This is a genomic window from Planomonospora alba (genome assembly GCF_039534085.1).
GTDB lineage: Bacteria > Actinomycetota > Actinomycetes > Streptosporangiales > Streptosporangiaceae > Planomonospora_B > Planomonospora_B alba.
Genome location: NZ_BAAAUT010000017.1, coordinates 53,047 through 64,718, shown reverse-complemented (window position 1 = coordinate 64,718; position 11,672 = coordinate 53,047). Strand labels below are relative to the sequence as shown.

Genomic DNA, 11,672 nt, shown 5'->3' with positions numbered 1-11,672 from the left:
GTGGGGCCGCCCGCCGTACCCGGTGTTCCGGGTGCGGCGGCCGGCCTTTTCCGGTCGTGGCGCGTGGCCGGGGCTTGTGCGGGGGCCGGGAGCGGGGTGCGGGCGGGGCGCCGATAGGCTGAGGCAACGTGACTGCCAAGCCGCGTATCCCCAATGTCCTGGCCGCCCGCTATGCGTCCGCGGAGCTGGCCCGTCTGTGGTCTCCCGAGTACAAGGTGGTCGCCGAGCGGCGGCTGTGGCTGGCGGTGCTGGCCGCGCAGGCGGAGTTGGGGGTGGAGGTTCCGGCGGGGGTCGTGGCCGACTACGAGAAGGTGGTCGAGCGGGTCGATCTGGCGTCGATCGCCGAGCGGGAGCGGGTCACGCGGCATGACGTGAAGGCGCGGATCGAGGAGTTCAACGCGCTGGCCGGGCACGAGCACGTGCACAAGGGCATGACGTCGCGGGATCTGACGGAGAACGTCGAGCAGTTGCAGATCCGCGACAGCCTGGTGCTGGTGCGGGACCGGTGCGTGGCGCTGCTGGGGCGGCTGGCGGCGCTGGCCGCGGAGCATTCGGGCACGGTGATGGCGGGCCGGTCGCACAACGTGGCGGCGCAGTCGACGACGCTGGGCAAGCGGTTCGCGTCGGCGGCCGACGAGCTGCTGGTGGCGTTCGGGCGGTTGGAGGAGCTGCTCGCGCGTTATCCGCTGCGGGGGATCAAGGGTCCGGTCGGTACGGCGCAGGACATGCTGGACCTGCTGGGCGGTGACCGGGCGCGGCTGGTGGAGCTGGAGGACCGGGTGGCGGCGCATCTGGGGTTCGCGCGCCGGTTGACCAGTGTGGGGCAGGTGTATCCGCGGTCGCTGGACTACGAGGTGGTGACGGCGCTGGTGCAGCTGGCGGCGGCGCCGTCGTCGCTGGCGAAGACGATCCGGTTGATGGCCGGGCACGAGCTGGTCACCGAGGGGTTCGCCGAGGGGCAGGTGGGCTCGTCGGCGATGCCGCACAAGATGAACACGCGCTCGTGTGAGCGGGTGAACGGTCTGGCGGTGGTGCTGCGGGGGTACGCGTCGATGGCCGGGGAGCTGGCCGGGGACCAGTGGAACGAGGGGGATGTGTCGTGTTCGGTGGTGCGCCGGGTGGCGCTGCCGGATGCGTTCTTCGCCTTCGACGGGCTGGTGGAGACGATGCTGACGGTGCTGGACGAGTTCGGGGCGTTCCCGGCGGTGATCGCCGCGGAGCTGGACCGGTATCTGCCGTTCCTGGCGACGACGAAGATGCTGATGGCGGCGGTGCGGGCCGGGGTGGGCCGGGAGACGGCGCATGAGCTGATCAAGGAGCACGCGGTGGCGTCGGCGCTGGCGATGCGGGAGCGGGGCGTCGGCAACGAGCTGCTGGCGCTGCTGGCGGCCGATGAGCGGTTCCCGCTGGGTGCGGCGGAGCTTGCGGCGCTGCTGGCCGACCGGGTGTCGTTCACGGGGGCGGCGGCCGAGCAGGTGGAGGCGGTCGTGGGGCGGGTGGGGGAGGTCACCGCCCGGTATCCGGAGGCGGCCGCCTACGTTCCGGGCGCGATCCTGTAGCGGGCCGGTCGTGGGGGTGCCGGTGGCGTTGCGGTCGGTGGCGGAGGTGGTGGGCGCCTGCGCCGGCGACGCCATGGTCGTGTGGGCCGCGCAGGGGATGCGGTGCGGGGTGCGGGCGTGGGCGTGGGGTGAGGCGGTGGCGGTGGCCAGCCCGGAGTTGAACCGCCGTGACCGGTTGACGGTGCGCGGGCCTGCGGGGGCGGTGGCGGAGCTGGTGCGGCGGGTGCTGCCGGAGTTGGGGCCGTCCTACCGGTTGCTGGGGGAGCGGGCGCTGGTGGCCGAGCTGGTGGAGCGGCTGCCGGGGGCGCGGTTGCTGGCGGCGTTCGAGTGGATGGAGACCGGCGGGCCGGGTGAGGGGCCGGGGGCCGGGGGCGGGTCGCCTGCTGCGGCGGTGCGGGTGGGCGCGGGCGGTGGGGTGCGCCGTGGGGCCGGGGCTGCGGATCTGTGCGGGGGTGTGGGGTGGCTGCCCGCGGAGGCCGACGGGCGGGTGGCGGAGCTGCTGGCGGTGGCGTCGCCGTCGGCGTGGGCGGTGCCGGGGCTGGCGGGCATCCGCCGGTGGGCCGGGGTGCGCGGGGGCGACGGCGCGCTGCTGGCGGTGGCCGCGGACGCCTGGTCGGCGCCGCAGGTCGGGTTCGTCGCGGGGGTGGCGACCGCGCCGGCGTTCCGGGGCCGGGGGCTGGGGGAGGCGGTGTGCCGGTTCGTCGTCGGTGAGCTGGCGGCCGGGCACGGCCGGGTGGCGTTGATGGTCGACAGCGACAACGCCGGGGCGATCCGCGTCTACGAGCGGCTGGGCATGCGGCTGCGGCCGGTGGCGGCGGCGGAGCCGCCCGCGGGGTGAGGCCGGCGCCGCGGCCGGCACCCTGACTGGCGCCGTGACTGCCGGGGCGGGCGGCGCCGTGTGATGCGGGGGTGGCCCCCCCGGGGGGAAAACCGGGTGCGGGCGCGGGCGGCGCGGGGCAGAGTGGGCGAAATGATGTCTGGTTTCGTGCCTGGTCTGCAGTTGTCGCGTGATTTCTACACCGAGGTGGTGCGGCCCCTGGTCGGAGCCGTGCCGCACAGTGCCGCGCTGATCGGCGCGGGGTCGGAGGTGCTGGCGTTCGACACCGAGCGCTCGACCGACCACGGCTGGGGGCCGCGGGTGGTGCTGTTCGCCGCGGCGGGGGACGTCGGGCGGGTGCGGGAGGCGGTGGAGCGGGGGCTGCCGACGGTGTTCGGCGGGTATCCGACGGTGTTCGGCGGTGGGCACGGTGTCGTGGTCGCCGATCCGGGTGCGTGGCTGGGTGAGCGGCTCGGGTTCGATCCGCGGGAGGGGGCCGGGGTGCTGGACTGGTTGTCGGCGCCGTGGCAGCGGCTGGCGGAGGTCACCAGCGGGGAGGTCTTCCACGACGGGCTGGGCGTGCTGGAGCCGGTGCGTGCGGCGCTGCGCTGGTATCCGGCTGATCTGTGGCGGTACGTGCTGGCCGCGCAGTGGAGGCGCCTGGCGCAGGAGGAGTCGTTTCCGGGGCGGTGCGGCGAGGTCGGTGACGGTCTGGGGTCGGCGGTGCTGACGGCGCGGCTGGCGCGGGAGGTGATGCGGCTGGCGCTGCTGATGCGCCGCCGCTACCCGCCGTATTCGAAGTGGCTGGGCAGTGCCTTCGCCCGCCTGTCGGGCGCGGCGGAGCTGGGGGACGCGCTGGCGGGGGCGGTGGCGGCGGGCGACTGGCGGGAGCGGGAGCGGCATCTGGGCCGTGCCTACGAGCGGGTGGCGGTGCTGCACAACCGGCTGGGGCTGACCGAGCCGCTGGAGACCTCCACCCGGGCGTTCTTCGAGCGGCCCTTCCAGGTGATCGGTGCTCAGCGGTTCGCCGACGCGCTGGGGGCGGCCGTCACCGATCCGGTGGTGGCGGCGCTGCCGCCGGTGGGGTCGGTGGACCAGTTCGCCGACTCGGCCGACCTGCTGACGCGGCCGCAGGGGTGCCGGGCGGCGGCCGGGGCGGTGCTGGGTCTGTGAGGGGATCGGGCCGGGTCGTGTGCGGTGGCGGTCTCGTCTGGGCCGGTCGTGGGGCCGTCCGTCGCGGCTCAGCCGGCGGTGGGGCCGTGGTGGGAGGCGGCGAGCTCGCGTACGGCGCGGGCGACGGCGGGGGAGTCGTCGCGCAGGATCTTGCTGTGGTTGCTCGCGGCTTTGGCGCTGACGGCGATGCCGGGGTTGCGGGCGAGGACGGGGTCGAGCACGGCGCGGCCCTGTTCCATCTCCCCTTTCCGGCTGCCGAGGCTGTCGCCGGTGGCCAGGACGAACCGCACCGGGCAGGTCAGGCGTTCGAGGACGGGCACGCTGGCGGCGGCGATCTCGTTGAGTTCGATGTTGACCTCGGCGTGCTGGTCGGCGCTCATCCGCGCGGCCAGGCCCAGTCTGGCGGCGATGGGGAAGAGCAGCCGCATGCGGCGGAACAGCGTGCGGATCCGTTGCGCGCCGTCCTCGCCGGTGAGGCCGACCGGGAAGGCGTCGACCGTGGCCAGGCCGGCGACGCGGTCCGGATTGCGGTCGGCCCAGTGCCATCCCAGCACCCCGCCGTAGGACCAGCCGACCAGGATCTGGCGGTTGACGTCCCTCGCCTCGAGGACGGCGCCGAGGTCGCGCAGGCACGCCTCGAAGGAGTAGTCCGCCGAGCGCTTCGATGCGCCGCGGGCGGCTCGTCGTAGGTGATGTGCCGGTAGTCGCCGCCCAGGCCGGCGATGACGTGCCGCCAGTGTGACCGGTCGGCGTAGGCGCCGTTGAGGTAGACGACCGGGGTGCCGGGGCATCCGGGGGGCAGGGGCGCGTGCTCAGGCGGTGGCGGGGGCGCCGCGCCGGCGGGCGGCCATGCGCCGCTCGAACCACAGGGAGGTGAAGGGCGGCACCGCGCACGCCAGGCCGAGCAGGATCGTGCCGGGGCTCCAGCGGGCGGCGCGGCCCGCGGCGAGCGCTGCGGCGATGTACAGCACGAACAGCGCGCCGTGGATCGGGCCGAAGATCTTCACGCCGATCTCTCCGGCGGCGGCGATGTACTTGACGTACATGCCGGCCAGCAGGCCCGCCCACGAGCACGCCTCGGCGACGGCGACGTAGCGGAACAGGCGCAGGGCTGCGGGTGCGGCGGGCGTGGCGGGCACGGTGCGGGGCCTCCTCGGACGGGGTCGTGATGACGGTCCCCAAGCCTAGGGGGCGCCGGCCGCGCTCCCGTCTGCGAGGGCGGGTGCGCGGCCGGCGGGGTGGTGCGGGCCGTACGGCGGGCGGGGTCAGGCGCCGGCGCGGGCGGCGTTGGCGTGGATGGCGTCGCGGATGTAGCGGGCCAGTCCGGGGGCGAGCGGTTCGTAGTTGGCGGCGAAGCGCGGGTCGTCGGCGTACATGTCGCCGAGGCCGCGGTGGATGTCGTAGGTGCAGTCGTAGCACCAGCGGGTGAGGTGCTGCCGGTGCCGTTCGGCCAGGTCCATGGCGTGCTCGCCGTCGGCGGGCAGGCCGGAGGCCAGCGCCTCGGCGAAGGCCTGGACGGTTTCGGCGGCCTCGGCGGTGAAGCGCCGCCAGTCGTCCTTGGTCATGGCGGCCATGCGGCGGCGCGACTGCTCGAAGGCGTCGGTGCCGCCCCAGCGTTCGGCGGCCTCGGCCTCGTGGTCTTCGGGGCGGAAGTCGCCGAAGAGCTCGAAGCGTTCCTGCGGGGTGAGGGTGATGCCCATCGTGTGTGCCTCCATGGCGTGCTCGACCGCGGCGGCCATCTCCTGCAGCCGGCCGATGCGCCGGCTGAGCAGCTCGTGCTGGCGGCGCAGGTGGGTCAGCGCGTCCGCGGCGGGGTCGTCGAGGATGACGGCGATCTCCTCGAGGGGGAAGCCCAGCTCCCGGTAGAACAGCACGTGCTGGAGCCGTTCCAGGTCCGCGTCGGTGTAGCGGCGGTAGCCGGAGGCGGTGCGCTGCCCGGGCGGCAGCAGCCCGATCTCGTCGTAGTGGTGCAGGGTGCGCACGGTCACTCCGGCGAGGCGTGCGACCTGCCCGACCGAGTAGCCCATGGCGGGTCTCCCCCTTCTCGGTGTCCTTACGGGTTCCAGGGTGGATCCTGACGGTACGTGAGGGTCAAACGCCTTTTTCTGGACTCTCCCCTGGGGACAGGGGCCATGCTGGGCGGCGTGGACGAGGAATTCGCAGGCGGTCTGCTGCCGATCGGGCGGTTCGCGCGGTTGTGCCGGCTCAGTGTCAAGCAGTTGCGGCACTACGACGAGCTGGGGCTGCTGGTGCCGGCGTGGGTGGACCCCGCAAGCGGCTACCGGTACTACCGGCCCGGGCAGGCGCGGCAGGCGCTGTCGATCGGGTTGCTGCGCTCGCTGGACGTGCCGCTGGCGGTGATCGGCCGGGTGCTGTCTGGGCCGGATCCGGAGGGTGAGCTGGAGCGGGTCCGTACCGCGCTGGAGGCGGAGCTGGCGCGGCGGCGCCGGACTCTGGCGACGCTGGAGCGGGTGCTGGGGGAGGGGCTGCCCGCGCCGCGGGTGGAGGTGGTGAGCGAGCCGGCCCGGCGGGTGCTGCTGGCGCGGGATGCGGCGGCCTGCATGGACGACATCGGCCGGGCGGTCGGGTCGTGCGCGGCGCGGCTGGCGGCCTGCGGCGCTGCGGCGGGCCCCATGGTGGGGGTGTTCCCCGTCGAGCTCGACCCCCCGGTGCCGGTGACGGTGGCCGCGGCGTGGGAGGGCGCCGCCGGTGCGGGCGGTGGCGGGCGGGCGGATCCGCCGCCGGGCACGGAGCCGGGCGTGCTGGCGGGCGGGGTCTTCGCCCGGGTGGTGCACGTGGGGCCCTACGACCAGGTCGCGCTGGCCTACCACGCGCTGCTGGTCTGGTGCGCCGAGCACGGGCACACGGCGCGGGGGCCCGTCCGCGAGGTGTGTGTGACCGATCCGGCCGTGACCGCGCCGGAGCGGCTGGTGACGCATCTGATGATCCGGCTGGAGGACATGGGGTGACGATCGTGAACCGGTGTGCGGCTGCCGACGCCCCGGAGCCGGCCGAGTACGGGCCGGTGCGCGCGCCGGGCGGGTGCGCCCGGCGACGCGGGGCACGTGCCCGTGCGGACGCTGTACGCGGCGGCCGGGGCGCTGGGCGGCATGGCCGGCGGGTTCAGCGGCGGGTCAGCACGCGCGGGCCGTCGTCGGTGACGGCGACGGTGTGCTCGACGTGGGCGGCGCGGCTGCCGTCGGCGCTGTGCAGGGTCCAGCCGTCGGCGGCGGTGCGGTAGGCGTCGCCTCCTCCGGCGGTGAACATCGGCTCGATGGCCAGCACCAGGCCGGGCCGCAGGGTCAGGCCGCGGCCGGGGCGGCCGTGGTTGGGCAGGTGCGGGTCCTCGTGCATGGCGCGGCCGATGCCGTGGCCGCCGAAGTCCTGGAGGATGCCGTAGCCGGCGGCGCGGCCGACGCCGGAGATGGCGTGGCCGAGGTCGCCGAGCCGGTTGCCGGGCACGCACAAGGCGATCGCCGCCTCCAGGGCGGCGCGGGTGGTGTCGATGAGCGCCAGGTCGGCGGGGCGGGCACGGCCGACGGTGAGGCTGACGGCGGCGTCGCCGGCCCAGCCGTCGAGGTGGACGCCGCAGTCGACGCTGAGCAGGTCGCCGTCGCGCAGCCGGTAGCGGCCGGGGATGCCGTGCACGATGGCGTCGTTGACGGAGGTGCAGATCACGGCGGGGAACGGGGTGGGGGCGAAGGCGGGTTTGTAGCCGAGGAAGGCCGAGGTGGCGCCGGATTCGCCGATCACCGTACGGGCGATCTCGTCGAGTTCCAGCAGGCTCACGCCGGCGCGGGCGTGTTCGCTGACGGCGGCCAGCGCGTCGGCCACGATCCGGCCCGCTTCGGCCATGGCGTCCAGTTCCGTCGGGGTCTTGAGCTCCACCATGCGGCGTCCTCCGTTCAACCAATACTTATACCGGTATTGTTATCACGGTTTGCTAGGATCGCGGACATGGTGAGACCTCCGCTGAGCGAACTGGACCGCGAGCGCGGTCACCGGCTGGGCACGATCCTGCGCCAGGCGCGCGGTGAGCGGAGCATGGCCGAGGTGGCCGCGGCCGCGGGCCTGTCACCCGAGACCCTCCGCAAGATCGAGACCGGCAGGGTGCCCACCCCGGCGTTCTTCACCGTCGCCGCGCTCGCCCGGGCGCTGGGCGTCTCCCTGGACGTGCTGGCCGAGGTCAGCGCCGCCGACCGGGCCGCCTGAGCGGCGGCCGGGCGCAAGCGGGCTATCCCCGCTCCGCCGTCTCGCCGCCCGCGGCCTCCCGGCGGTCGCCGGCCGGGCGGCCCGGCGCCGCGGGACCCGGCGCCGCGGGGCGCAGCAGCGGGTGGGTGCGCATCGCCACCTCCAGCTCGCCGGGCAGCTCGTCGCGGTAGCGGCCCAGCGTCGCCAGGTCGCCGTGGCCCAGCACCCGCCGCACCGCGTCCATGTCGACCGCGTCGGCCAGCAGGTGCGTGGCCGTGGTGTGCCGCAGCCCGTGCGGGGTCACCGAGCGCCGCCGCTCGGGCGCCACCCGCTGCTGCACCCGGTCGATCACCGCCTGCACGTCCCCGCGGGCCAGCCGCCGCCCGCGCCACGACAGCAGCAGCGCGGGCTCCGCCGAGGCGGCCCGCTCCCGGGACAGGTAGGCGTCCAGCGCCCGCGCCACGTCCACCGGGAGCGGCACGTCCCGGGTCCGGCCGCCCTTGCCGAAGATCCGCCAGTAGCGCACGCCGTCGTTGGTGTAGAAGTCCTCCACGTTGGCCCGCACCAGCTCCGAGACCCGGGGCCCGACCGCGGTCAGCAGCAGCACGATCAGCGCGTCCCGCAGCTCGGTGCGCTGGTCGCGGCGGCGGCGCGCCGGTGCCGGCGGGCTCTGCCGCTCCCCCGCGCCCTGCGGGCCCGCGGGAGCGCCCGCCGTGCCGCTGCCGCCGTGCCCGCCGAGCTCGCGGGCCGCGCCGATCAGCCCCTGGGCCTGCTCGCGCGTGAGCGCCCGCCGCTGCGGGGGCAGGCCGCCGCGCTCGCGGGCGGTCACCGTCGCCGCCGTCATCGGGTTGATCTGCACCCAGCCGGCCAGCGCCGCGTGCTTGAACAGCGCCGAGACCGACCGGCGGAAGCGCGCCTGCGAGGAGGCCGACTGCACGGCCCGGCCGGGCGCCGGGGGCGGCCCGGCTCCGGCGCGGGTGCGCCGCTCGTCGGGCTTGCGGGCGAAGGCCAGCAGGACCGCGTCGACGTCCTCGCCGGTCAGGTCGTCCAGCACCCGGTCCGGGCCGGCCAGCCGGGCGAAGGTCGCGGTGTCGCGGGCGTAGACCTCCGCGGTGGCCGGTGACAGGGCACCGGTCGAGGTCCTGGCCCGGACCAGCTCCACATAGCGGTCGGCCGCCTCCTGCACGGTGAGGCGGTTCAGCTGCGCAGGCCGCATGGTTTCGGGGACGCCCTTCCTCGGTCTCCCGGGTCTCCCGGATCGTACCGGGCGGCGCCGACAAACCGTCCGCCGCCCGGGGCGGGAGGCCGCGGCGGCCCGGCCGGGCCGCCGCGGAGCCGAAGGCCCGGAAGGAGGACCCCGGAGGGCCCGGCCCGGGAACCCGGGCCGGGCCGGGGCGGGCGTCAGGGGGTGCGTCCGGCGGCGGGCAGCAGCAGGATCCGCCGCACGGTGTGGCGCTCGACGGCGGCGCGGCTGTACAGCAGCGGGAAGTACTCCCCCTTCTCCCACAGCGCCAGCAGGTCCCGGTAGTGCGGGCTGGCGGGGTCGCCCGACTGGCCCGGCGCGTTGACGGCCAGGGAGCGGTCCCAGCGGCCCACGTCCAGGACCATCTTGAACGACGGCCCGGAGAACGGCTGGTAGGAGAAGGGAAGGTAGCTGGAGGCGTCCACGGTGTGCCAGGAGCCGCCGCGCGGCACCGGCCCCACCTGCCCGCCCGCCGGGTGGGTGAACGTCAGCCGCTGCAGCGCCCCCCACGACCAGGCGGCCGGGTCGGGGCCGAGCCTGCGGCTCACCTCGGCGTAGGCGGCGGCCAGCGAGGTCAGCAGGAGGCGGTCGCGGACGGCGGTGCCGTCGGTGCCGTCGGCGCCGAACCAGCGCCGCGGGTTCTCCACCGCGTCCAGCAGCAGGACCGGGTCGGGCAGGTAGACCATGGCCGCCACCTGCGCGGGCATCACCTCGCGGGCGAAGGCCGGTCCCAGGTGGGTGGTGAACCACACCTCGAACAGGGCGGCCGCGGCGGAGTCGGCGTCGGCGACTCCGTCGTAGGAGCGCAGCAGCTCCAGGGCCCGCCCGGTGGTCTCGTCGCCGCGCAGGCCGTCCAGCAGCCGCACCAGCCGCCGGGCGGGGATGGACAGCCGGTCGTTCTGCAGCGCCGCCGAGTCGGCGACCGAGCCGCGTGGCGTGGCCGCCAGCACCTCGGTGATGCGCTGGTGCCGGTAGGGGGCGGCCCAGGAGTCGAAGCCCGCCCGCACCGGGTGGCCGTCGGGCAGGTTGTACTCGTTGGCGGAGGCGACGAAGCCCTCGGCGGGGTTGAGGGAGCGGGGCAGTTCGGCGCCGTCGTGGAAGCCGTCCCACTCGTAGCGGCCGTCGCCGGGCACGGGCAGCAGGCCGTCGTAGCCCCTGCGCCGGGGGACCAGGCCGCCGGGCACCCAGCCGATGTCGCCGCGGGTGTCGGCGTAGACCTGGTTCTCGGGCGGGCCGCCCCAGGTGCGCATGGCCGCGGTGAACTCGCGCCAGGTGCGGGCCCTCATGTACTTGAGGCTGCCGAAGTAGGGGGCGGTGCCGGGCTGCAGCCAGGTGGTCCGCAGGGCGTAGGCGCGGCCGCCGGCCGTGTCGAGTTTGATCACGGGTCCGTGGCGGGTGAAGGACAGCTCGACCTGCCGGGGCTGCCCGCCGGCGACCGGCACGGTCTCGGTGACGGTCGTGAAGCGCTCCCAGCCGTCGCCGTAGCGGTAGCGGCCCGGGTCGTCCGGGTGGAGCTCGTAGACGTACAGGTCCTCCTGGTCGGCGCCGAAGATGGTCAGGCCGAAGGCGGCGGTGCCGTTGTGGCCGATGGACACGCCCGGCAGGGACGGCTCGCCGGCGCCGATGACGTCCAGGCCCGGCGCGGACAGGTGGGTGATGTAGCGCAGCGCCGGCGCCGTCATCGACCGGTGCGGGTCGCTGGCCAGGATCGGCCGACCGGTGCTGGTGCGGCGCGGCGCGACGGCCCAGGCGTTGCTGCCCTCGGCGGCGGGCGGGGTGGGCGCGGCCTGCACGGTGCCGGTGGCCGCCTGGAAGGTGACGCCCTGGGTGGCCAGCTGGTAGGTGGCCAGCACGTCCGGGGGCAGGGAGCACGGGTCGAGCCCGGCGGGCACGGTGGTCTTCCACTCCGGCTGCGTCTTCTTCAGCAGCGGTTCGACGCCGATGCCGCCGGCGCAGACGGCCTGGGCGCGGCCGACCTCGGACTGCAGGTTCATCGACAGGCCGTGGCTGCGGATGCGCACCACGTCCTCGGGGCTCCAGCGGGCGGGGGCGTAGCCGAGACGGCGGAACTCCGCGGGCATGGCGCCGGGGTTGCGTTCCAGCCAGTCGATGTAGGCGTTGATCCCGGCGGCGAAGCGGGTGGCGGCCGCTTCGGCGCCGGCGCCGTAGGCGGCCCACTCCTTGCGCATGTCGCCCCGGTACAGGAAGAGCCGCGCGGCCCGGTCCTGCTCGACGTGGGCGGGGCCGAGGACCTCCGACAGCAGGCCCAGGCCCCGCCGGCGCCACAGGTCGATCTGGAACAGGCGGTCGCGGGCGGCGTTGAAGCCCTGCGCGAGGTAGAGGTCGTCGGTGCCGGAGGCGTAGATGTGCGGCACGCCCCAGCGGTCCACCAGCAGCCGGACCGGGCGCTGCAGCCCGGCGATCCGATGGACGGACGCGCCGGCCTGCCCGTCCGGCCGGGGCTCCCCGGTGGCGTGCACGGGCGTCTGCGCCGCCAGGCCCGCGCCGAGCGCTCCGAGGAGCACCACCGCCGAGACCTTCTTGCCTCTCCCCGCCGTCGGTCGCATGTCGTTCTCCTCGCCGCGCCGTGATCGTGGTCCTGTCGTCCTGCGACGAATGTCGCGTGGCGGCGGCGGTGCGGTCACCCCGTAGCGCCCCCCTGACGGCCGCGGCGTGCGCCTGGCCCGGA

Annotated in this window: 11 protein-coding genes; 5 read left to right on the top strand and 6 right to left on the bottom strand. The window is 75.7% G+C overall.

Annotation, left to right across the window (positions count from 1 at the left end; all coding sequences use genetic code 11):
• Nucleotides 1-128: 128 nt before the first annotated feature.
• The 3 genes from purB (at nt 129) to ABD823_RS12665 (ending at nt 3,549) form a co-directional block, all read left to right on the top strand.
• The gene (gene purB, locus ABD823_RS12675; RefSeq protein ID WP_344859056.1) at nt 129-1,559 is read left to right on the top strand and encodes an adenylosuccinate lyase; all 1,431 of its coding nucleotides are present in this window, start codon (nt 129-131) and stop codon (nt 1,557-1,559) included.
• A gap of 10 nt (nt 1,560-1,569) precedes the next feature.
• Nucleotides 1,570-2,397: a GNAT family N-acetyltransferase gene (locus ABD823_RS12670; protein WP_344859055.1), complete on the top strand. Its 828-nt coding sequence runs from the start codon at nt 1,570-1,572 to the stop codon at nt 2,395-2,397.
• A gap of 132 nt (nt 2,398-2,529) precedes the next feature.
• Complete coding sequence (locus ABD823_RS12665) at nt 2,530-3,549, top strand: DUF4037 domain-containing protein (protein WP_344859053.1); 1,020 nt, start codon at nt 2,530-2,532, stop codon at nt 3,547-3,549.
• A 68-nt stretch (nt 3,550-3,617) separates the two neighbouring features.
• Here the strand turns inward: ABD823_RS12665 and ABD823_RS12660 are convergent, their stop codons facing one another.
• From ABD823_RS12660 to ABD823_RS12650, 3 genes are all read right to left on the bottom strand, one after another.
• Nucleotides 3,618-4,340, bottom strand: a complete 723-nt coding sequence (locus tag ABD823_RS12660) for an alpha/beta fold hydrolase (protein ID WP_344859051.1) — start codon at nt 4,338-4,340, stop codon at nt 3,618-3,620.
• A 21-nt stretch (nt 4,341-4,361) separates the two neighbouring features.
• Nucleotides 4,362-4,688 carry a DUF3817 domain-containing protein gene (locus ABD823_RS12655; protein WP_344859049.1) on the bottom strand — a complete coding sequence of 109 codons (327 nt, stop codon included), beginning with the start codon at nt 4,686-4,688 and terminating at the stop codon, nt 4,362-4,364.
• Nucleotides 4,689-4,814: 126 nt separating this feature from the next.
• Nucleotides 4,815-5,576, bottom strand: a complete 762-nt coding sequence (locus ABD823_RS12650; protein ID WP_344859048.1) for a MerR family transcriptional regulator — start codon at nt 5,574-5,576, stop codon at nt 4,815-4,817.
• Between the two features lie 117 nt (nt 5,577-5,693).
• Between ABD823_RS12650 and ABD823_RS12645 the strand changes: the two genes are divergently transcribed.
• Nucleotides 5,694-6,518, top strand: coding sequence for a MerR family transcriptional regulator (locus ABD823_RS12645; protein WP_344859046.1), 825 nt, complete (start codon nt 5,694-5,696; stop codon nt 6,516-6,518).
• A gap of 154 nt (nt 6,519-6,672) precedes the next feature.
• On the opposite strand, the gene map is transcribed toward ABD823_RS12645, so the two are convergent.
• Nucleotides 6,673-7,440: a type I methionyl aminopeptidase gene (map, locus tag ABD823_RS12640; protein ID WP_344859045.1), complete on the bottom strand. Its 768-nt coding sequence runs from the start codon at nt 7,438-7,440 to the stop codon at nt 6,673-6,675.
• Between the two features lie 66 nt (nt 7,441-7,506).
• Here map and ABD823_RS12635 point away from each other — a divergent pair, with 66 nt between their 5' ends.
• Complete coding sequence (locus ABD823_RS12635) at nt 7,507-7,761, top strand: helix-turn-helix domain-containing protein (protein ID WP_344859043.1); 255 nt, start codon at nt 7,507-7,509, stop codon at nt 7,759-7,761.
• Nucleotides 7,762-7,783: 22 nt separating this feature from the next.
• On the opposite strand, the gene ABD823_RS12630 is transcribed toward ABD823_RS12635, so the two are convergent.
• A complete protein-coding gene (locus ABD823_RS12630) occupies nt 7,784-8,956 on the bottom strand; it encodes a tyrosine-type recombinase/integrase (RefSeq protein WP_344859042.1) in 1,173 nt (390 codons plus the stop codon).
• A gap of 185 nt (nt 8,957-9,141) precedes the next feature.
• Nucleotides 9,142-11,550: a penicillin acylase family protein gene (locus ABD823_RS12625; RefSeq protein WP_344859040.1), complete on the bottom strand. Its 2,409-nt coding sequence runs from the start codon at nt 11,548-11,550 to the stop codon at nt 9,142-9,144.
• Nucleotides 11,551-11,672 lie beyond the last annotated feature (122 nt).